Genomic DNA, 19,892 nt, shown 5'->3' on the forward strand with positions numbered 1-19,892 from the left:
TTTTTAATAATTCGCGATTATATCTAAATCTTACTTAATTAAGTTCCATTTTAGAAAAGCCATATGGCGTTGTTCCATATAATGTAGATTTATAATCTGCTTGATTCTCAATTACTTTTGTTTTTATAATCTCTTTTTTTAACTCTTTATCATTTTCATTTTTTTCTTCCATAATTATAAAACTATTACTTTTTTCCTCTTGTTTATTTTGAGAATACAATAAATAGTTTGCTCCAACTAAAGATGAATAATCAACCCAATTATAAGTTACATCACCCCCAAGAAGTTTTGTATACTCTTCAAGAAAACTATCAACATTTTCGATTGAACTTACAACAAAAAAGTTTTCTCTATCTCTTTCTTGAGTTAGTTTTATCAAAAGTGGATTATAGTTTAACTGTGTTGATAAAACTTTTATAGGATTAACTTCAAAGGCTGTAAGTTGAGAAAGGATAATTGAAGTTTTTACAATTGGAGTATTAACAATAATTGTATTTCCTACAATTCTTTCATCTTCCATAATATACTTATATCTATTATTAGCCCTTTCTATCTCTTTAATTATCCCTGGATTTGAAAATATTTGTTCATATGATTCTTTTAATTTATTTCCAAGATACGACTTAACGTAAAACATTGTATTTCTATTACTTGATAAAGTTTCTAATACCTGTAATTGTTCTTCATATGAAATTCCACCAAAAATAAAATTTGATTTTTGAGTTTTAACTTCAGATTTATTAATTAAAGGAAAGTAAAAATTAGCAAAAGAGCTATCACTATCTAAATTTAAAGTATTAAAACCATTAGATGTAAACATTGCAATAACTTTTGAAAAACCACCCTCTTTTAAAAAATTTAATTGTTCAAGAATATTTTCTGGATTTTCATCATAAGTATCAAATGTTTCAATCACAAAAGGCTTGTCATTGTAAATTAAAAAAGCAGAAATTGTACTAATTGTACTTTTTGCATATTTTCCTACTATTCTTGAAGGATATAAAATAGCAATTTTATTTATGCCATTATCTTCAATAATTGTATTCTCTTTTACCCTTTGATACATTGAATTTTGATTTGATTCATTTTGAATTAAAACAAACTCTTCTTTTTTTGTTTGAACAGGTTTTTTATCAATAACAACCTCTTTAGGTGCACAACCAATAAAAACAAAAAATGCTACTAATATTAATATTATATTTTTCAATTTAACTCCAAAATAGATTTAATTTTAAGCATATCATGAAAGGCTTCTTTTTTTGAAGAAGGATTTCTTAAAAGATATGAAACACTATGAGTTGGCAAAACATCATACTCATTGAACTTTGTCATTTGACCTCTAATTTTTAAAAATGAACTACTAGTATCATTACACAGATATTGATATGTTTTTTCACCTAAAAGAACAATCAACTTAGGTTTTATAATATCAATTTGTTTATATAAATATGAATTACAACTGTTAAAACATGCCGGTGTTATACTATCTAAACTTTTACATTTAGTTAAAGTAGTTATAAATACATCCTCTTTTTTTAATAGTAATACATTTTCAATCATTTTGGCTAAGGTTTCACCCGTTTTTCCAACAAAAAAACTTTTTAATTCATCTTCACTTGCAGTTGGTTCATCTGCAATAAACATAATTTGGGCATTGGGATTTCCCTGACCACATAAAACATTTCTTCTTGATTTTGATAATTCACATAAATAACAGTTTTCCATAATTAAATTTAACTCATTCAGATTATTAGGCAAACTGTTTCCATTTACATCAAAATTTGAAATTGTAACTGTTTCATGATAGTTATAACCAATTGTTTTTAGAAAATTTAGTTGGTGTAAAATTTTATTTTTAACTGTTTTTGTCATAATGAATTTTACAAAAAAACTTCTTTTGTATATATTTGTTCCATTGTTTTGAACAAAACTAATAAATATATTGACTTTTGTTCCATTATATTGTACGATACCATTCACATAAGGATTATAATGGGTATACCAAGTTTTAGAAAATTAGAAGAAGATTTAGATGTAAATAAAACAACCTTGCATAACTGGAAAAAGAATAGGCCAAAATTGTATGAGTTTATTATAAAATCCTATGAAGATAAAGAGTTATTAAAAAAACATTTAGATTTTATGATTGAACAAAAAAAGTTTATTGAAGAAGAGATTAATATAACAAAAAGAACAATTAAGTAAATAGTTCTATGAAGACTTATTTGTAAATTCACGCGCGGCAGAATTTCATTTAGTCTTCATAGTTGTGTTTATTATAATACTTCATTATTATCAAGTATTATTTTATTTCTTCCTAAACCTTTTGCTTTATACAAAAGTTTATCAGCAAAATTCAAGGTCTCATCAAAATTATTATAATTTATTCTAAGGGCAACACCTGCTGAAAATTTTACTTCAATTTTATTTTCTCTATATATAAACTTATTGCTTGAGATAATATTTTTGACTCTTTTTAGGTAATTTGTTACATCAAATAAACAATTATAATGAATTATTGCAACAAACTCTTCACCACCATATCTACAAATAATATCTTCATTTCTAGTTAATCTATTTAAGATTGAAGCAAAGGTGTAAAGTACACTATCACCGCAATCATGGCCATATTTATCATTTATTTTTTTAAAATGATCAATATCAAAAAATACAACGGCATATTTTGCATCAAAAACATTATATTCGTTATCAGCTCTTTTACTCTCTTGGGCAAAGGCTCTTCTAGTTAAAACACCAGTTAGATAATCAATTGATTTTTCCTCTTCTGCTTTATCTAGACTACATTTTAAATTTTCAATTTGATCATATAAATCATTAGTATCTTTTTGTGAATTAATAATTGATTCATTATTTACTTTTAGTTTATTTTCAATCTCATCAATATTATTAATCAATTTTTTATGTAATAAACTAATTTGCTTAGCTGAAGAATCAGATAAATCCAAATTCTTTATTTCATTTTTTATTTCAATAATTTTATCAAGTGTAATATTTGTTTCATTAACAGTTTTTGTAAATATATCAACTAAAAATCTAATAAGTTTTTTTATATCTTCATTTTTTTCGTTGTAAATATTTTTATCATCTTTTATTCTAAGATTTGTTAATTCACGTAGTCTTCTAAGATTATCAATATTTATTAATTGATTTGGATTATTTGATATCTCTTCACAAAATTTATCAATATCGTTTTTAATATCTTTTGATAATGATGGTGTCATAAAATGAGATAAATCTTTTAAAAAAAGTTTTACCTGTTGGCTATTTATTCTTTTAATTAAAATCTCTGAAATCTCTTTAAAAGTAACATTCTCATTAATTGATTTTTTTTCTATTTTACATAAGTTATTTTTTATTGAATCTAATTGTTGTTTTTCTTCAAAAAATATATTTTGTTGTGTTGAAAGTTTAAAGAATTCCCTTTCATAATTTTCAGGGCTAAATACTTTATTTTGTTGTTTTAAATTCTCTAAAGTTTGTTTTGAAAGTAGTTCTATGTTTTCCATTATAATATGCACTTAATAAATTTTTACATATTATAACACAAAAGAATATAGAGACAATAAAAATAATCTATATTTATATTGTCTCTAATTGTTATTTATATCTATGTGTAATTCTTCCCTTATCTAAAGAATAAGGAGTTATTTCAACTTTTACCTTATCTCCAGGTAAGATCTTAATATAGTGCATTCTCATTTTTCCTGAAATATGACACAATACAACATGTCCATTATCTAGTTCAACCCTAAACATAGCATTTGGTAAAGCTTCAATCACTTTTCCATCAATTACTATTACATCATCTTTTGCCACTTTGTCTCCTAAGTTTACTCATCTACTTGACTTAAAATCACTGCTTTTCCGTCTACTACAGCAACTGTATGCTCATAATGACTACCTCTTAATCCATCTTCACTTACTACATCCCATTCATTTTCTAAAATAACTGGTTCTCGTGAGTTATGACAAATCATTGGCTCAATACAAAATACCATACCATTTTTTATTTTTGGACCTGATTTTGCATTTCCTGATTCCAAATAATTAGGAATTTCAGGTTCTCCATGAGGTTTTTTACCAATACCATGTCCACAAAATCTTGTTAATGGTTGAAAACCTCTATTAACAATAAATTTCTCTATTTCTAAAGATAATTCTTTAAATCGCATTCCCTCTTTTATTATGCTAATTGCATGATATAAAGCATCTTTCGAACAAGCAATTAAAGCTTCATCTTCTTTTGATATTTGTCCTATAGGCATAGTAATTGCCGCATCACCATACCATCCATCTATTTCACTACCTACATCTAATCCTAAAATATCACCCTCTTTTAAAACTGTATCATCAGGAATTCCATGAATAATAACTTCATTTAATGAAGTACAAATAGCTCCAGGGAAGCCATATAATCCTTTAAAAGATGGTCTTGCACCAAGGTTTCGCAAATATGCTTCACCCATTTCATCAACCTCTTTTAGAGTCATTCCTGCTTTAACATTTTGTTCTAGGTATTTTAGTGTTTTAGCAACGGCTTGAGATGCCGTTGCTAATTTAGATATTTCGTTTGGTTTTCTTAAAGGAATAGCCATAATTAATTACAGTCCAACTGCACTTAAAGTTTCATACTTATTCATATATTGTTGAGCTTCAATTTTTCTCATAGTATCAATTGCAACTTGAACAACAATAAGTACAGCAACCCCTCCGAAATAGAAAGGAACACCCATAGCTTTTACAATTAGCCATGGTAAAGTTGAAATAAGTCCTAAATAGATTGCACCCCAAAGAGTTAATCTACTAGCTACTTCATTTAAAAAATCAGCAGTTGATGCTCCAGGTCTAACACCAGGAATAAAACCACCTTGTTTTTTTAAGTTTTCAGAAATGTCTTTTGCATTAAATGTAATTGATGCATAGAAGAATGCAAAGAAAACTACAAATAAAAACATAAGTACATTAAATGTATATGATTGTGGACTTAAAAAGTCAGCTACCATAAGTAAATATTTATTTTGAGTTCCTTGTAACACTGTTGCTGGGAACATTAAAATAGCACTTGCAAAAATAGCTGGAATAACACCTGATAAATTCACTTTAATTGGAATATAATTCATTACTCTTTTTTTCTGATTTTGCATCATAACTTTTCTAGAGTAAGAAACAGGTACTCTTCTTTCACCTAATTCTACATAGATAATTGCTCCAACAGTAGCTAAAATAATTACTAAAATAGCAATTACTGTTAAGAAATTCATTTGTCCATTATTAACTAAATCAACAGTTCCACCAATTGCACTTGGAATTGCAGAAACAATACCAGCGAAGATAATTAATGAAATACCGTTACCAATACCTTTTTGAGTGATTTGTTCACCAATCCACATAAGAAGCATTGTTCCAGTTAACATAGAAATTGATGATACAGCTACAAATGTATCCATATCAATTGAAATTGCACTTTGTCCACTTTGTCCAGTTAATGAATTAAGACCCATTGATACACCAACAGATTGAATTAAAGTAATTACAATAGTTGTATATCTAATGATTTGCATATATTTTTGCATACCATCTCGTTCTTTTTTCATTTTACCAAGGTTAGGGAAAGTTGCTGCTAATAACTCCATAATAATTGAAGCTGTAATGTAAGGCATAATACCTAGTGAAATAATAGACAGTCTTTCAACTGCATTACCACTAAACATATTAACAAGACCTAATGCATTGTTTGCATTTGAATCGAAGAATTCTTTAACTACGTCTATATTAACTCCAGGAACTGGCACGTATGCCAGTAACCTGTAAAGTAAAATAAAACCTAATGTAATAAGAATCTTATTTATTAGATCTTTACTCATAATTAATTTCCAGTAGTTGTTACGTTTTCGTCTTTAATTTTAGATGCTAAGTCTTTTGCAGTTGCACCAATTAATTTCACTTTAGTAACAGACTTAGAAAGTTTGTATACAGATTTAATAGTTTCAACTGTAATCTCTTCAAGTGCTGCCACTTGTTTTACTTTTTCAACGTTAATTGTATAAGGCTTAGATACTCTTGAAAAGAATCCAATTTTTGGAACTCTTTTTTGAAGTGGCATTTGACCACCTTCAAAGTGTCTTTTAATTTTGTATCCAGATCTTGATTTTTGACCTTTTTGACCTCTAGTAGAAGTCTTACCCATTCCTGAACCTTGACCTCTACCAACTCTTTTTACGTTTTTAGTACTACCAGATGCTGGTTGTAAATTATCTAATGCCATCTTTCTTATCCTTTGATTCTTGCTAATGCTTCAACTGTAGCTTGTACAAGGTTATTTGGATTGTTTGAACCTAAAGATTTTGCAATAATATCTTTAACACCTGCTAACTCAAGTACTGGTCTAGCCGCACCACCTGCGATAAGTCCTGTACCTTCTGAAGCTGGTTTTAAAAGAATTTTACTTGAATTATATTTATGTTCAATATCATGTGTAATTGTAGTACCATGAATGTTAACTTTAACTAAAGACTTGAATGCATCATCTAAAGCTTTTTTAATTGCATCAGGAACCTCTTTTGCTTTTCCTGTTCCAAATCCTACTGTACCGTTTTTATCTCCAACAACAACTAAAGCTGTAAATCTGAATCTTCTACCACCTTTTACAACTTTTGTTACTCTTCCGATTTTAACGATTGCTTCTTGAAAATCTTCTCTATTTACTGCTGCCATCATTAACCCTTATAATTTAATACCGTTATCTCTAAGTGCATCAGCGAATGCTGCAACAACACCATGATAAAGGTACCCATTTCTATCAAATTTAACTACTTCAATTCCAGCAGCTTTTAGTTTTTCTGCAAACTCTGCCGCAACTTTTACTGCACTTTCTTTATTAGCACCAAGTCCTAAAGCTTTAGAACCTGAAGCTGCTAATGTAACACCATCAATATCATTAATTGCTTGTGCACTTAAGTATTTATTTGATTTGAAAATTGTTACTCTAGGTGTTTCAGCTGTACCTCTTCCGATACTTCCTCTAACTCTTCTTTTTCTGATTGCTCTTAAAGAGTTCTTTTTTAATAAATCTTTTGCTCTACTCATACTTCACACCTTACTTAGCAGTTTTACCAGCTTTTCTAACGATATGCTCGTCAGTATATTTCACACCTTTACCTTTGTATGGTTCAGGAGCTCTAAAGCCTCTAATAATTGCAGCAGCTTGACCAACTTGTTGTTTGTCAGCACCTTTTACGTGAATAATGTTTTTCTCAACAGTAATATCTAATCCATCAGCGATATCATAGTTAATTGGGTGAGAATAACCTAATTGTAGTTCTAATACTTTACCTTTTACAGCAGCTCTATAACCAACACCGTTGATTTCAAGAGATTTTTGGAAACCTTCAGATAAACCAACAACTGCATTGTTAATTAATGCTCTATAAGTTCCCCAGAAAGCAGAAGATTCTTTAGTTTCTCCAACTTTTTCTAAAACAATTTCATTGTTTTCAATTTTAGTTTCAACTCTTCCGTGTGTTTCAACAGGAATAGTTTTGTTCCCTTTTTTTACGTTTACTACTGTACCATCAACTGTTACTTCAACACCTGATGGGATAGCGATAGGTTTTTTTCCAATTCTAGACATTACACTCTCCTACCATACAGTACAAAGCACTTCACCACCAACTTTTGCAGCGTGTGCTTCATCATTTGCAATTACACCTTTGTTTGTAGAAACAATGATTGTACCATATCCGTTTTTAAAACTTTTAATCTCTTCAGCACCCTTGTAAACTCTTCTACCTGGTGTTGAAACTCTTTTGATTTCGTTAATAACTGAGTTGTCGTTATCGTCATATTTCAATGTTACTTGAATAGTCTTTTTGTTATTTTCACCATCAATTACTTTGAAAGATTCAATATACTCTTTTTGTTGTAAAACTTCTAAGATACCAACAACTGTATTAGAATGTAATAATGTTGCAACTTCTAATTTTCTCATTGCAGCATTTCTAATTCTAGTTAAAGCATCTGCGATAATATCATTCATCATAGCTTTTATTCTCCTACCAACTAGATTTCTTAACGCCAGGAAGTAATCCCTCGTTAGCCATTTTTCTTAAACATACTCTACAAAGACCAAAGTCTCTATATACTGAATGTGGTCTACCACATACTGAACATCTTGTATATGCTCTTGAAGAGAACTTAGGAGTTCTCTTTTGTTTAGCAATCATAGATTTCTTTGCCATTACGCTCTTCCTTTAGTAAATGGAACTCCAACAAGCTCTAATAATCTATATGCTTCTTGATCATTGTTAGCAGTTGTTGAAATTGAAATATTCATACCGTGAGTTTTGATAATGTTATCATAAACTACTTCTGGGAACATTAATTGTTCATCAAGACCAAAGTTAAAGTTACCTTGACCATCAAAACCATTTCTGTTTAAACCTCTAAAGTCTTTTACTCTTGGTAAAGCGATTGAACATAATTTATCTAAGAATGTATACATTTGTTCACCTCTAAGAGTTACTTTAACACCTACAGGATAACCTTCTCTTACTTTAAAACCAGCAACTGATTTTTTAGCAATAACTTTAACAGCTTGTTGACCAGCGATTAAAGAGATTGTATCTTGAATGTTTTGCATTAATTTAGAATCTTTCATTGCTTCACCTGCACCAACAGAGATAACAACTTTGTCTAATTTAGCAGTTAACATTTTATTTTTAGGAAATTCAGTTTCTAAAACTGGTTTAATCTCTTCGTTATATCTTACTTGTAATCTTGATGCCATATTATTCACCTTCTACTTTTGCTACATTTGAGATATCAATTGGCATCTCTTTGTTTACAAATCCACCATCTTTATTTTCTTCAGATGGTTTAACAGTTTTTTTAGCAACTTTACAATCTTTTACAATTACTTGTTTTTTTGATGGGATTACAGCTAAAACTTCACCAGTTTTACCTTTATCATCACCAGCGATGATTTTTACAGTATCACCTTTTTTAATTTTTAAAGCCATTATAGTACCTCCGGAGCAAGTGAAACAATTTTCATGAATCCTGCATATCTAACTTCTCTAGCTACAGGTCCAAAGATTCTTGTTCCAATTGGTTCTTTTTTAGCATCAAGGATAACTGCAGCGTTGTCATCAAATCTAATTAAAGATCCGTTTTCTCTTTGAACTTCTTTATGAGTTCTTACAACAACAGCTTTAACAACAGCACCTTTTTTAACTTTACCAGTTGGTAAAGCTTTTTTAACTGATGCTACAATTACATCACCAACAGAAGCATATCTTCTGTGACTTCCACCAAGAACTTTGATACACATGATCTCTTTAGCACCAGTGTTATCAGCTACATTTAATCTAGTAAAACTTTGAATCATTATTTAACTCCTGTAGCAACAATTTTCTTTAATCTGAAAGATTTAGTTTTTGATAATGGTCTACACTCAATAGCAATTACAGTATCACCTTCATTTAACTCATTTCTTTCATCATGAACTAAGTATTTTTTAAATCTCTTAACAGTCTTGTGGTATTTTGGGTGTAAAACGTATCTAGTAACTAATACTGAAGCAGTTTTATCACCAGATTTTTTTACTACAACACCTTGAATCTCTCTTTTATGTGTCATACTTTAGATCCTTACTTAGCTTTAGCTGCAGTAATTGCTGTTTGAATTCTAGCGATATCTTTTTTTGCCGCTCTTAATTCAGAAGTATTTGTTAACTGCATAGTTTTTAGCTTAGCTTTTAATTCAAAAAGAAGCACCTTTTTCTCTTTTAATAACTCGTTTAGCTCTTGTAAGCTTTTTTCATTTAAATCAGAATAAATCATTTTCACTTTCTCTACTTACAATTTTAGTTTTGAATGGTAATTTATGTTGAGCTAAAGTTAATGCTCCTTTAGCTAATTCTTCAGAAACACCAGCCATTTCGAAACATACTCTACCTGGCTTGATATTCATTACCCACTTATCGATTGGACCTTTACCTTTACCCATTCTCACTTCTAGTGGTCTTTTAGTTAAAGGTTTATGAGGGAATACCATAATCCAAACTTTACCTTGTCTTTTGATAGCTCTTGTCATTGCAATTCTGGCAGCTTCAATTTGTCTTGAATCGATTCTTCCATGTTCAACTGCTTTGATTCCAAACTCACCATAAGCAAGAGAGTTAGCTCTCATAGATTTACCTCTATTTCTTCCCTTCATTTGCTTTCTGTATTTTGTTCTTTTAGGCATTAACATAATTTATTTACCTCTTCTTTTACTTGGTCTTCTTTTTTGTGGTTTTGAAGATTCTGGTTTTTCTGCAGGGATACCTTTAGCAAGTACTTCACCTTTGAAAATCCAAACTTTAATACCAATACAACCATAAGTTGTATGTGCTTCAGCGAAACCATAATCAATTCTTGCTCTTAGTGTATGTAAAGGAACTCTACCCTCTAAATACCACTCAGTTCTAGCCATTTCAGCTCCACCAAGTCTACCAGAAACAGAAACTTTGATACCCTTAGCACCAGATTTAATTGCATTTTGCATAACTCTTTTCATAGCTCTTCTAAATGCAACTCTTCTTTCTAGTTGTTGTGCAACGTTTTCAGCAGCTAATTGACCAGAAAGTTGTGGCTTTCTCTCTTCTTTAATGTTAACTGCGATTTCTTTACCAACTAATGCAGAAAGATTGTTTTTTAATTTTTCAACATCTGCACCTTTTTTACCAATGATGATACCAGGTCTAGCTGCAACAACAGTAACTCTAACTTTCTTAGCAGTTCTTTCTACGATTGTTTGAGCAATACCAGCATAGTATAATTCTTTTTTAACATACTTTCTGATTTTGTCATCTTCAGCAACGTTTGCAGGCATATTAGAGAATTTAGGAAACCATCTTGATTCCCAGTTTCTGTTGATACCTAATCTTAAACCTATTGGATTAACTTTTTGACCCATTACTTATCTCCTTTTTCAGCAGCCGCTACTTCAATCATAATGTGTGCAGTTGGTTTATGTTTTGGTGATGCACTACCTCTTGCTCTTGGAGTGAATCTTTTTAAAACTGGACCTTTATCTACTCTAGCAGATGTAATTACCGCTTCTTCTGGCTCTAAACCAGCATTTGCTACAGCAGAAGCAATAACTTTTGAAATAATACCAGCAGCTTTGTTAGGAGTGAACTCTAAAGATGCAATAGCATACTCAGCATTCATACCTTGAACTTCTCTTGCAATTAATCTTGCTTTTGTTGGAGAAACTCTAATAAATCTTAATATAGCTTTACCCATTATTACGCCTTCTTCTGTACAGAGCCTTTATGACCCTTGAATGTTCTAGTTGGAGCAAATTCACCTAATTTGTAACCAACGTGGTTTTCAGTAACTAGTACTGGTACAAAGTTTCTTCCGTTATGCACATTAAATGTTAAACCAATCATATCAGGTAAAACCATTGATCTTCTTGACCAAGTTTTAATTGGTTTTTTATCGTTAGCTTCATTAGCTTTGATAACTTTTTTCATTAAGTGTGCGTCTACAAATGGACCTTTTTTTATTGATCTTGCCATCTTAAACCCTTACTTCTTTCTTCTTGAAATGATTAATTTATCACTAGCTTTTTTCTTTCTAGTTTTATAACCTTTAGTTGGCATACCCCAAGGAGTAACTGGATGTCTTCCTGAGTTAGTTTTACCTTCACCACCACCATGAGGGTGATCAATTGGGTTCATCGCAGAACCTCTAGTTTGTGGTCTAATACCAAGGTGTCTAGTTCTACCAGCTTTACCAATTACCATGTTTGAGAAATCTTCGTTTCCAACAACACCAATAGTTGCAATACAAACACCTAAGATTTTTCTCATCTCACCTGATGGTAATCTTAAAATAACATATTTGTCTTCTCTACCCATAATTTGTGCATATGCACCAGCAGATCTTACTAATTGTCCACCTTTTCCAGGTTTAAGCTCAACATTGTGAACCATTGTACCAACTGGAATTGCTTTTAAAGTCATTGCGTTACCTGGGATAATATCTAATCCAGATTCAGCTGCTTGAACTTTATCTCCAACTTTTAATCCTGATGGTTGTAAGATATATCTTTTATCACCATCTAAGTAGTTTACTAAACAAATTCTACAGTTTCTGTATGGATCGTACTCAATAGTAGCTACTGTTCCTTCAACACCAAATTTATTTCTTTTGAAGTCAATAATTCTATATAATTTTTTAGCACCTGCTTCTTTGTGTCTTGAAGTAATTCTACCGTTATTATTTCTACCAGCTTTTGCGCTAATTCTTTTTAATAAAGATCTAACTGTTGGCTTAGAAGTAATATCAGAAGTATCCATAACAGACATGAATCTTCTTGCAGGAGTTATTGGTCTAAATTTTTTAATTGCCATCTATAATCTCCTTACGCTGATAAGTTCGCAATTTCTGCGTCTTCTGGTAATGTAACATAGAATTTTTTGAAGTCTGGTCTTTTTCCAGGTCTTCCTCTAAATCTTTTAACTTTACCATCTTGTCTTAAAGAGTTGATTTTTAATGGAGTAACACCAAAATACTCTTTAAATACTTCTTTTAAACCGTTTTTAGTCATTCTAGGACTAGTTTGAACAACGATTACACCGTTTTCTTGAAGCTCGATTGTCTTTTCTGTGTATAATATTGCTTTAATATCTGTAATATCTGCCATCTTACGCCTCTTTTGTTAATGATTCAAGTACTTCTTTTTCAACAAGTACTGAATGGTATGCTGCAACTACATAAGCATTTACTTCTTGTCTTTCAATCATGTAACAGTTTTTAACGTTTCTGAACGCTAAGTATGTTTTTTCATCAATTGTATTAACAATTACTAATGTATCTCTTGCATTTAATGCACTAATGATTGAAACCGCATCTTTAGTTTTACCAGATTCAACTTTGATTGAATCAGCAACAAATAAAGAACCATTGTCAGCTTGAGCGTTAATAGCATATTTTAATGCTAAAGCTTTTTGCTTTTTGTTGATCTTTTGGTTGTAGTTTCTTTTTGTAGGTCCAAATACTTGACCCCCACCAACGAATAATGGTGATCTTTTAGAACCCCATCTAGCTCCACCAGAACCTTTTTGAGCTTTAGGTTTTTTACCACCACCGCTTACTTCAGATCTATTCTTAACTCTAGCAGTGTTTGCTCTTTGAGCAGCTAAGTAAGATTTAACATAAAGATATAAATTGTGTGAGTTAATGTCTTTAAAAGACTCTGGTAACTCATTTGTGTTTACTGCTACTGCGTTACTCATTTAGCAATCCTTACTTTTCCTAATCTACCATTTGATCCAGAAACTGAACCTTTTACAACTAATATACCTGTTTCTGCGTCAAATGAAACAACTTCATTTTTAACAGTTACATTTGTATTTCCGTATTGTCCTGGCATTTTTTTACCTGGCATAACTCTACCTGGCCATTCACAGTTACCGATAGAACCAACTCTTCTACCCATTCTGTGTCCGTGTGATGCTCTACCACCAGCGAAGTTCCATCTTTTAACTCCACCTGAAAAACCTCTACCTTTAGTTTTAAAAGTTGTTTTTAAAACTTTAGCTTCAGCTAATACAGATACATCTAAATCACCAGCTTCAGTATTTGCTACATTTAATGTTGCAAATCTATTAAACTCTTTGCTTAATCCGAATTTTTTTTGTTGACCTTCGATTGCTTTATTGAATTTCTTCCCTGAAGCATACGAAACAAGTGCTACACCCTCATTAACGTCACATACTTTAGTATCAAGAACTTTTAAAAGTGTAACTGGTGTTGCAGGAACTGAAACAGTTCTACTCATACCGATTTTTTCTACGATAAATTCCATTTATTACCCTTTCTTCTTATTCTTGACCCATTGATCTAACTTCAACATCAACTTCTGGAGCTAAGTCTAGCTTCATAAGAGAATCAACTGTGTCTGGAGTTGCAGCAATGATATCAATCATTCTTGTGTGAACTCTAATTTCAAATTGCTCTCTAGCGTCTTTGTTTACGTGAGGACCTTTAAGAACTGTATATTTTCTGATCTTTGTTGGTAAAGGTATTGGACCTCTCAACTCAGCACCAGTTCTTTTAACAGCTTCAACGATTGAAGCAACACTTCTGTCTAAAACTCTATGATCATAAGCTTTAAGCTTTAATCTAATTTTTTCCATGTTTTTTCCTTTAAAGAACTCGTTAGATGTACCGAAAAAAGTACTCTAACCACTTTTAGTGGACGCGGATTATAACTTAATCTTTGTTAAATGTCAAGAGTTATGGTATTTCTATGAATATTTTAGAATATTTTTATCCTTTTTAAAAGGACAATAAGTATTAATTGTGATATCTTTTAAGCAATATGAAAGTTTAACCCTATTTTTATGACAATTTATATAAAGTTATATTTTTAAAAAGGAGACAATGTGATTCAAAAAACACATTTAATAGAAGATGACAATGGTTACAAAAAATATAACTATTTTGAGATATCTGAAGGATTAAAAGAGATATTAGATGATGAATACTATTTATATAATAGTAATGAATTCAAAAAAACTGATTTGGTAGAAGAGTTATATAAAACAAATTTTATAGATAAATATGATGAAGTTACACAAAAAGAGGTTTTTGATTTATATATTAATAATGAAGAGTTTAAGAAAAAAGCTCAATTTGTATATTCTATTATTGATAGGGATAAATATATTAATTTTGTAAATAAAAACAGTGAGTTGGAAAATCCAAATGATTTAATTATCAAATACTTTATATTAGATTCTTCTGGAGTAAAAGTTCAAATTTACCATATAAGTATAATTGACGTATCTTTTGTATTTTAGTCTGTATTTTATTTATATATAAATTGATTCTTTATAGTAATCAATTTTCGTTATAATAGTTTTATGGAAAATTTTAATATACACTATAACTCAATAATTGTAGGTTCTGGACCATCTGGACTAGGAGCTGCATTTAAACTAGCTGAAAACTCTAATCAATCTATTCTTTTAATAGAAAAGAAAAAAATAAGCTCTGGTGGTTTACGTAATGATTGTAAACAGAACTATACCTACCCTGTTGGTTTTCCCTTTGAACATTGGGAAAAAGAAGAAGCCGATGAACTACTTGAAGAGGTAAAACAACATCTAAATCCCAAAATGGAAACTAGGCTTGATATTGAAAAATATATCCAAAGAGCTAAAAAACTTGATGTTGATATTTTAGCAATAGACCAAGCCCATGTAGGAACTGATAAATCATCAGAATTAATTAACTCTTTAATTGATAAATTAAAAGTTCTTGGTGTAAGTGTTGCTTTAGAAACTCAAGTTGAACAATTAGATGAAAATAAAAAAGAGTTAACTCTTGCTACTGGAGAGATTATTACCTTTGATAATATCATTCTTGGTCCAGGGAGAGCTGATTATGACTGGATGCAAGAACAAATGGATAGAATTGGTGTTGAATACAAAGATAATATTGTAGATATTGGAATAAGAGTTGAATTAAAAGAGGAAAATTATCCAATAGTAAAAGAGTATTATGACCCTAAAATTTTATTTCCAAATAAGGTTAGAACATTTTGTACAAACTCAGGGTGTGCTCATATAGTTAGAGAAAAATATAAAGGGTATTACTCTGTAAATGGTCACTCTATGTCAAAGGATAAAAAACCAAATAAACTTGTAAACTTTGCAATGCTTAAAACTATAAGACTAACTGAACCAGTTGTAAGTGGTCAACAGTTTGGAAAAATCTTAGGGGAAATGGTTATGCAACTTTCGGGTGGTTCTGTTATTATGCAAAGAGTTGGTGATTTTAGATTAGGTCAAAGAAGTAAAAAAGAAACATTTAACAATGATTTATATGATTTTAAACCTAGTTTATCAAATGCAGTTGCAGGAGATTTATCTCTTAGTATGCCTGCAAAAATACTAAGGGATATTTGGAGTGCGCTTAAAAAACTTGATTCAATTGTTCCAGGTGTTTTACACCCATCTACAATACTTTATTATCCTGAGATAAAAACCTACTCAAATAGACCTCAATTTATAAATAAAAATTTTTGTGTAAAAGAGGGATACTATATAATAGGTGATGGAGCGGGAACATCAAGGGGTATTACTGCTGCTTGGTCATCTGGGATTAGAGCTGCTAATGATATTTTAAATAAGAGTTAATTTAAACTCTTATTTAAATCTTTGCTGCGGTTATAACCAATTCTACTAAAGTATTATGGCTTGCCATATTTGCTTGAACACATGACCTTGCTGGTTTATCATCTTGGGGAATCCATACTTTCCAAATATCATTGAAATCATTAAAATCCCTATAAATATCTTTTAAAAAAATTTCTGTTCTTAAAATGTGATGTTTATCACTACCTGCTTCTTTTAATCTTTCATCAACTATTTCTAAAGCTCTTTTAGCTTGAACTTTTATATCTAATTCTTTGTCATCCGAAACAATACCTGCTAGATAAATTGTACCATTATGTTCAACTATTCTACTCATTTTTTCATTTACAATTTTTCTAGTAATCATACTAATCCTTTATCTAAATTATAAATAAAAGTATAACATCATAAACAAAAGAAAATATTTTAAAAATCTAAAAATAGAGTTTTTTTATAATAGCTTCAATTTGTCTTCTATGAACTGCTGTATGAATAAAACAAAATGTTGCCCAATCTTTATTGTTAAATTCAATAAACCAAGGGTGTGATTTAGTTGCTTTAGATATATTTTTTGGATGTTTTTCAATAAATGATACATATTTTTGCACACTTAGAAAAAACTTTTTATCTTCATCCTTTCCATTTTGACTTGGTTTTACCTCTTCTATTTTTACCTCTTTTTCTATCACATTCTCTTTTGACAAAGAATCAATTAAAAAAACCATTGCTGTAATGACAATTGATAAATGCTCTAATGTCATATTTATAGAATAATTACAACTATGATCTTCAATACCAAATACTCTATCTATTTTTACCCTCTCTTGAAGTTTATCTTGAGGAATATCTTTTATTAACTCTTTAATTTTAAGTGATTCTTTTTGAAGCAATTTTAAAGAACTATCCCAAGATAAAAAAACTCTAGCAAATGGTACACCAATATATTTTATAAAACTCCTCTCACAGAAAGGTAATCCTGCTCCTGGCTTTGGCTCTGACATTAAAACTCCTTTGTAATCTTTTATAATGATTAAATGTATATTGTCAGTATAAAATATTTAAACTTAAAATTAGAGTAATCACTCTAATTTTTAAAGTAAAAGCTCTAATATGATAAAATACACTATGGAAAAAAAAAAGATATCAACAATTGACAAAATAAAAAATACTGCATTAAAATTGTTTAATGAAAATGACACTTTAAGTATAAGTACAAACCATATAGCAAAAGCAGCAGCTATTTCTCCGGGAAATCTTTACTATCACTTTAAAAACAAAGAAGAGATTATCTTATCTTTATATATTGATTTATCACAAATATACTCTTCTCAAAAAAGTTTTGAAATGATAAGAATCTCATCAAATCCTATTAAACAACTACAATTAAATTTTGACAAGATGGGTGAACTTTTTTATGAATATCGTTTTTTATTAAGAGATTCGATGGTTATTATGGCATTAAACCCCAGCTTAAAAGAACTATTTGTAAAAAATCAACAAAAAAGGATATTACAAATTCAAGATATTTTAGAGTTTTTTGTAAATGAAAATATTTTAGTTTCTTCAATAAAACAACATTTAGAAAAAAGAGCAAGACTTCATTGGTTTATTACTTCCTATTGGCAAGTATTTGCTTCAACAACTGGAGATGTTACAAAAGAATCAATTAAAGAAGCAAAAGAGGTTTTTTTTGAATTTATGATTTACCCTTATCTGACAACAAAGGGTAAAAATCTATTAAATGTAATTGAATAGTATTATTAGTATTATTTCTTTTTTTTGACTGATTATGCTATAATTAAATCAAAAAATGGAGGTAATTATGCAAATTGCACCTGTAGATCCAATCTATTCAGCTTATGATCCATTTGATATATCTGAGATTTCTGCTGATAACATTGCTATTGTTAATAATGCTTCCAATGAAGAATCACTAACTACAAACAGAGTAAGTGGTTTAGAATTACCTGCAACTGCTGTTGCTATAAATCCTATATCTCAAGAGAGTATAGAATTTCAAGAATTACAAGATAATATAGTCTCATCTTTTAATGATTTAAAAGAAGGTAAAATTTCAAATGAAGATTTTACAAATACTTTAGAAGAGCTAAGTGTTAAACCTCAAAACTTTTCTGTAGATGAACAAAATAATCAAAATATTACAGATTTAACTTCAAGCTTGATTGAATCCTTAAAAGGAAACAACCAAGGTACTGGAGAGATTGAATTATCAGCATATGCTTCTATAATGGATATTGTAAATAAAGAAACACAAACACCAAAAATAAACGAACAATTACAAGCTTATACTCAAAATTTAAAATACTAATTTAAATCTTTTACTTACTGATAAAATCCAGAAAACAATAATATATCATCAGATTTAGCATTTGATTTATCTTTAACTATTAATTCTGTAATGATTTTTCCAACAGCTGGTGCAAATGTCATACCAAGCCATCCTAATCCCATGGCATATGTTAAGTTTTTAATCTCATCATCTCTTCCAATAAGTGGAATATCGTTTGGTGTTAAAGGTCTAAATCCACTCCAAAACTCTTCATTAATCATCTCAAATTCTTTATTATATTCAAAAAAATTTTTCTTGATACTTTCTATTTGCTTTTTAACAACATTTGGATTTTCACTACCTATTTCAAGTTTAGAGGTTAATCTTACATTATCCCGTCTTGGAGTCATAACGATAAATAAGTCATTAAATAAAGTTGATACTTTGGGTTTTAACTCTTCTGGCATATTAAAAGTTATACTATAACCTTTGGCAGGTGTCATCATTAATGGTTTTTTTCTGATATCAGCTAAAAGAGTTTGATATCCAGTTGACATAATAAAATGTTCTGCTTCATAAAATTCACCATTTTTAGAGTGGATATAACTAACTTTACTATCTTTGAAACTGATATTATCAATTTTCTCATTTAATATAAACTCTACACCCGCTTGTTCTAAATGTCTTTTTAATTCGGACATTGCCCTTTTAGGATCAAATCTCGCATTTCTTTTAAATAAAATTCCACCTTTAATCTTATCTGTTCCACTTGGCAAATATTCATTTATCTCTTCTTTATCTAAAACCTTAAATCTCTTTTCATCTACAAAATTGTATTTTTTTAATTTTTCTTGATATGTTTTTTCTTCTGTGAAAATAGATAACATCCCATCATGATGAAAATCAAAATCTAAGTTATCATCTTTTTGCATTTTTTTATAAAGTCTATTTGAAATCTCACCATATTTTTCAAACAACATCATTGTTTTATTTGTTCTTTTTTCATTTGCATTTATTATAAATTTTAATAACCATTTATACACATTTAAATCTGTAGTGGGATGGACTATGGCAGGGGATTGATTTTTAAGCATCAATTTTAAAGTATTTGTTACAACACCAGGATAACTTAATGGAGATTTATCAAAAGCTGAAAGTAAGCCAGCGTTTCCAAATGATGTGGAATTAGTAATATTCCCCTCATCTATAATAGTAACTTCTCTTCCTGCTTTATTTAAAAAATAAGCACAAGTTAAACCAACAATACCACCACCAATAATAATTATGTCTCTTTTCATATATTATCCTTCTAATACTTTTCCCAAAGAATAATATACTAAATTTTTTTGTAAATTGGTAGAATAATTGTATATAGTTTATATAGTT

The 19,892-nt window shown here is 29.6% G+C and carries 34 protein-coding genes; 5 read left to right on the forward strand and 29 right to left on the reverse strand.

Features of this window, described 5'->3' with window-relative positions; translation table 11 throughout:
• Positions 1 to 34: 34 nt before the first annotated feature.
• The gene (locus FDK22_RS01105; protein ID WP_138150930.1) at positions 35 to 1,207 is read right to left on the reverse strand and encodes a hypothetical protein; all 1,173 of its coding nucleotides are present in this window, start codon (positions 1,205 to 1,207) and stop codon (positions 35 to 37) included.
• Entirely contained in the window at positions 1,204 to 1,980 is a 777-nt protein-coding gene (locus tag FDK22_RS01110) for a uracil-DNA glycosylase (protein ID WP_171012885.1), read from the reverse strand. The genes FDK22_RS01105 and FDK22_RS01110 overlap by 4 nt, the downstream gene beginning before the upstream one ends.
• A gap of 12 nt (positions 1,981 to 1,992) precedes the next feature.
• Between FDK22_RS01110 and FDK22_RS01115 the strand changes: the two genes are divergently transcribed.
• The gene (locus tag FDK22_RS01115; RefSeq protein ID WP_138150931.1) at positions 1,993 to 2,205 is read left to right on the forward strand and encodes a hypothetical protein; all 213 of its coding nucleotides are present in this window, start codon (positions 1,993 to 1,995) and stop codon (positions 2,203 to 2,205) included.
• A gap of 71 nt (positions 2,206 to 2,276) precedes the next feature.
• On the opposite strand, the gene FDK22_RS01120 is transcribed toward FDK22_RS01115, so the two are convergent.
• The 24 genes from FDK22_RS01120 to rpsJ all read right to left on the reverse strand — a co-directional run bounded on the left by FDK22_RS01120 (position 2,277) and on the right by rpsJ (position 14,212).
• Positions 2,277 to 3,527 (reverse strand): GGDEF domain-containing protein, encoded by a 1,251-nt coding sequence (locus FDK22_RS01120; protein WP_138150932.1) that lies wholly within the window; start codon positions 3,525 to 3,527, stop codon positions 2,277 to 2,279.
• A gap of 91 nt (positions 3,528 to 3,618) precedes the next feature.
• Complete coding sequence (gene infA, locus FDK22_RS01125) at positions 3,619 to 3,837, reverse strand: translation initiation factor IF-1 (protein WP_072682044.1); 219 nt, start codon at positions 3,835 to 3,837, stop codon at positions 3,619 to 3,621.
• 14 nt (positions 3,838 to 3,851) lie between these two features.
• Positions 3,852 to 4,616 carry a type I methionyl aminopeptidase gene (gene map / locus FDK22_RS01130; RefSeq protein WP_138150933.1) on the reverse strand — a complete coding sequence of 255 codons (765 nt, stop codon included), beginning with the start codon at positions 4,614 to 4,616 and terminating at the stop codon, positions 3,852 to 3,854.
• A gap of 6 nt (positions 4,617 to 4,622) precedes the next feature.
• The gene (gene secY, locus FDK22_RS01135; RefSeq protein WP_138150934.1) at positions 4,623 to 5,885 is read right to left on the reverse strand and encodes a preprotein translocase subunit SecY; all 1,263 of its coding nucleotides are present in this window, start codon (positions 5,883 to 5,885) and stop codon (positions 4,623 to 4,625) included.
• A 2-nt stretch (positions 5,886 to 5,887) separates the two neighbouring features.
• A complete protein-coding gene (rplO, locus tag FDK22_RS01140; protein WP_138150935.1) occupies positions 5,888 to 6,286 on the reverse strand; it encodes a 50S ribosomal protein L15 in 399 nt (132 codons plus the stop codon).
• Between the two features lie 5 nt (positions 6,287 to 6,291).
• Entirely contained in the window at positions 6,292 to 6,735 is a 444-nt protein-coding gene (gene rpsE, locus FDK22_RS01145; protein WP_138150936.1) for a 30S ribosomal protein S5, read from the reverse strand.
• Between the two features lie 9 nt (positions 6,736 to 6,744).
• Positions 6,745 to 7,107 carry a 50S ribosomal protein L18 gene (rplR, locus tag FDK22_RS01150; RefSeq protein ID WP_138150937.1) on the reverse strand — a complete coding sequence of 121 codons (363 nt, stop codon included), beginning with the start codon at positions 7,105 to 7,107 and terminating at the stop codon, positions 6,745 to 6,747.
• Between the two features lie 10 nt (positions 7,108 to 7,117).
• Positions 7,118 to 7,651 (reverse strand): 50S ribosomal protein L6, encoded by a 534-nt coding sequence (gene rplF / locus FDK22_RS01155; protein ID WP_138150938.1) that lies wholly within the window; start codon positions 7,649 to 7,651, stop codon positions 7,118 to 7,120.
• Between the two features lie 9 nt (positions 7,652 to 7,660).
• Positions 7,661 to 8,059 carry a 30S ribosomal protein S8 gene (rpsH, locus tag FDK22_RS01160; RefSeq protein ID WP_138150939.1) on the reverse strand — a complete coding sequence of 133 codons (399 nt, stop codon included), beginning with the start codon at positions 8,057 to 8,059 and terminating at the stop codon, positions 7,661 to 7,663.
• 13 nt (positions 8,060 to 8,072) lie between these two features.
• Positions 8,073 to 8,258: a type Z 30S ribosomal protein S14 gene (locus tag FDK22_RS01165; protein ID WP_114838563.1), complete on the reverse strand. Its 186-nt coding sequence runs from the start codon at positions 8,256 to 8,258 to the stop codon at positions 8,073 to 8,075.
• Positions 8,258 to 8,806: a 50S ribosomal protein L5 gene (rplE, locus tag FDK22_RS01170; RefSeq protein ID WP_138150940.1), complete on the reverse strand. Its 549-nt coding sequence runs from the start codon at positions 8,804 to 8,806 to the stop codon at positions 8,258 to 8,260. The genes FDK22_RS01165 and rplE overlap by 1 nt, the downstream gene beginning before the upstream one ends.
• A gap of 1 nt (position 8,807) precedes the next feature.
• Positions 8,808 to 9,038, reverse strand: coding sequence for a 50S ribosomal protein L24 (gene rplX / locus FDK22_RS01175; RefSeq protein WP_138150941.1), 231 nt, complete (start codon positions 9,036 to 9,038; stop codon positions 8,808 to 8,810).
• The gene (gene rplN, locus FDK22_RS01180) at positions 9,038 to 9,406 is read right to left on the reverse strand and encodes a 50S ribosomal protein L14 (RefSeq protein ID WP_138150942.1); all 369 of its coding nucleotides are present in this window, start codon (positions 9,404 to 9,406) and stop codon (positions 9,038 to 9,040) included. Before rplN ends, rplX begins: the two co-directional genes overlap by 1 nt.
• Positions 9,406 to 9,657, reverse strand: a complete 252-nt coding sequence (gene rpsQ, locus FDK22_RS01185; protein WP_138150943.1) for a 30S ribosomal protein S17 — start codon at positions 9,655 to 9,657, stop codon at positions 9,406 to 9,408. Before rpsQ ends, rplN begins: the two co-directional genes overlap by 1 nt.
• Positions 9,658 to 9,668: 11 nt before the next feature.
• Entirely contained in the window at positions 9,669 to 9,860 is a 192-nt protein-coding gene (gene rpmC / locus FDK22_RS01190) for a 50S ribosomal protein L29 (protein WP_138151683.1), read from the reverse strand.
• On the reverse strand, positions 9,847 to 10,272 hold the full coding sequence (rplP, locus tag FDK22_RS01195) for a 50S ribosomal protein L16 (RefSeq protein ID WP_138150944.1): 426 nt from the start codon (positions 10,270 to 10,272) through the stop codon (positions 9,847 to 9,849). Before rplP ends, rpmC begins: the two co-directional genes overlap by 14 nt.
• A 3-nt stretch (positions 10,273 to 10,275) precedes the next feature.
• Complete coding sequence (rpsC, locus tag FDK22_RS01200) at positions 10,276 to 10,977, reverse strand: 30S ribosomal protein S3 (protein ID WP_138150945.1); 702 nt, start codon at positions 10,975 to 10,977, stop codon at positions 10,276 to 10,278.
• Positions 10,977 to 11,309 (reverse strand): 50S ribosomal protein L22, encoded by a 333-nt coding sequence (gene rplV / locus FDK22_RS01205; RefSeq protein WP_138150946.1) that lies wholly within the window; start codon positions 11,307 to 11,309, stop codon positions 10,977 to 10,979. Before rplV ends, rpsC begins: the two co-directional genes overlap by 1 nt.
• A 2-nt stretch (positions 11,310 to 11,311) precedes the next feature.
• Entirely contained in the window at positions 11,312 to 11,587 is a 276-nt protein-coding gene (gene rpsS, locus FDK22_RS01210; protein ID WP_138150947.1) for a 30S ribosomal protein S19, read from the reverse strand.
• A 9-nt stretch (positions 11,588 to 11,596) separates the two neighbouring features.
• Positions 11,597 to 12,424 (reverse strand): 50S ribosomal protein L2, encoded by an 828-nt coding sequence (gene rplB, locus FDK22_RS01215; protein ID WP_138150948.1) that lies wholly within the window; start codon positions 12,422 to 12,424, stop codon positions 11,597 to 11,599.
• Between the two features lie 11 nt (positions 12,425 to 12,435).
• Positions 12,436 to 12,717 carry a 50S ribosomal protein L23 gene (locus tag FDK22_RS01220; RefSeq protein ID WP_138150949.1) on the reverse strand — a complete coding sequence of 94 codons (282 nt, stop codon included), beginning with the start codon at positions 12,715 to 12,717 and terminating at the stop codon, positions 12,436 to 12,438.
• Position 12,718: 1 nt separating this feature from the next.
• Positions 12,719 to 13,309 carry a 50S ribosomal protein L4 gene (gene rplD / locus FDK22_RS01225; protein WP_138150950.1) on the reverse strand — a complete coding sequence of 197 codons (591 nt, stop codon included), beginning with the start codon at positions 13,307 to 13,309 and terminating at the stop codon, positions 12,719 to 12,721.
• Entirely contained in the window at positions 13,306 to 13,881 is a 576-nt protein-coding gene (gene rplC / locus FDK22_RS01230) for a 50S ribosomal protein L3 (RefSeq protein WP_138150951.1), read from the reverse strand. Before rplC ends, rplD begins: the two co-directional genes overlap by 4 nt.
• A 16-nt stretch (positions 13,882 to 13,897) precedes the next feature.
• Positions 13,898 to 14,212: a 30S ribosomal protein S10 gene (rpsJ, locus tag FDK22_RS01235; protein ID WP_044415638.1), complete on the reverse strand. Its 315-nt coding sequence runs from the start codon at positions 14,210 to 14,212 to the stop codon at positions 13,898 to 13,900.
• A gap of 249 nt (positions 14,213 to 14,461) precedes the next feature.
• On the opposite strand from rpsJ, the gene FDK22_RS01240 reads away from it, so the two are divergent.
• Together FDK22_RS01240 and FDK22_RS01245 are read left to right on the forward strand one after the other, a co-directional pair.
• Positions 14,462 to 14,878, forward strand: a complete 417-nt coding sequence (locus tag FDK22_RS01240; protein ID WP_138150952.1) for a hypothetical protein — start codon at positions 14,462 to 14,464, stop codon at positions 14,876 to 14,878.
• Positions 14,879 to 14,941: 63 nt separating this feature from the next.
• Entirely contained in the window at positions 14,942 to 16,219 is a 1,278-nt protein-coding gene (locus tag FDK22_RS01245) for an NAD(P)/FAD-dependent oxidoreductase (protein ID WP_138150953.1), read from the forward strand.
• A 13-nt stretch (positions 16,220 to 16,232) separates the two neighbouring features.
• Here the strand turns inward: FDK22_RS01245 and FDK22_RS01250 are convergent, their stop codons facing one another.
• Together FDK22_RS01250 and FDK22_RS01255 are read right to left on the reverse strand one after the other, a co-directional pair.
• Positions 16,233 to 16,583 (reverse strand): RidA family protein, encoded by a 351-nt coding sequence (locus tag FDK22_RS01250; protein ID WP_138150955.1) that lies wholly within the window; start codon positions 16,581 to 16,583, stop codon positions 16,233 to 16,235.
• 67 nt (positions 16,584 to 16,650) lie between these two features.
• A complete protein-coding gene (locus FDK22_RS01255) occupies positions 16,651 to 17,217 on the reverse strand; it encodes a hypothetical protein (protein ID WP_138150957.1) in 567 nt (188 codons plus the stop codon).
• A 109-nt stretch (positions 17,218 to 17,326) separates the two neighbouring features.
• Between FDK22_RS01255 and FDK22_RS01260 the strand changes: the two genes are divergently transcribed.
• The gene (locus tag FDK22_RS01260; protein WP_138150959.1) at positions 17,327 to 17,971 is read left to right on the forward strand and encodes a TetR/AcrR family transcriptional regulator; all 645 of its coding nucleotides are present in this window, start codon (positions 17,327 to 17,329) and stop codon (positions 17,969 to 17,971) included.
• Between the two features lie 67 nt (positions 17,972 to 18,038).
• A complete protein-coding gene (locus FDK22_RS01265; protein ID WP_138150960.1) occupies positions 18,039 to 18,545 on the forward strand; it encodes a hypothetical protein in 507 nt (168 codons plus the stop codon).
• 14 nt (positions 18,546 to 18,559) lie between these two features.
• On the opposite strand, the gene FDK22_RS01270 is transcribed toward FDK22_RS01265, so the two are convergent.
• Positions 18,560 to 19,804 carry an NAD(P)/FAD-dependent oxidoreductase gene (locus FDK22_RS01270; RefSeq protein WP_138150962.1) on the reverse strand — a complete coding sequence of 415 codons (1,245 nt, stop codon included), beginning with the start codon at positions 19,802 to 19,804 and terminating at the stop codon, positions 18,560 to 18,562.
• Positions 19,805 to 19,892 lie beyond the last annotated feature (88 nt).

It is taken from the genome of Arcobacter arenosus (assembly GCF_005771535.1).
GTDB classification, from domain to species: Bacteria; Campylobacterota; Campylobacteria; order Campylobacterales; family Arcobacteraceae; genus Halarcobacter; species Halarcobacter arenosus.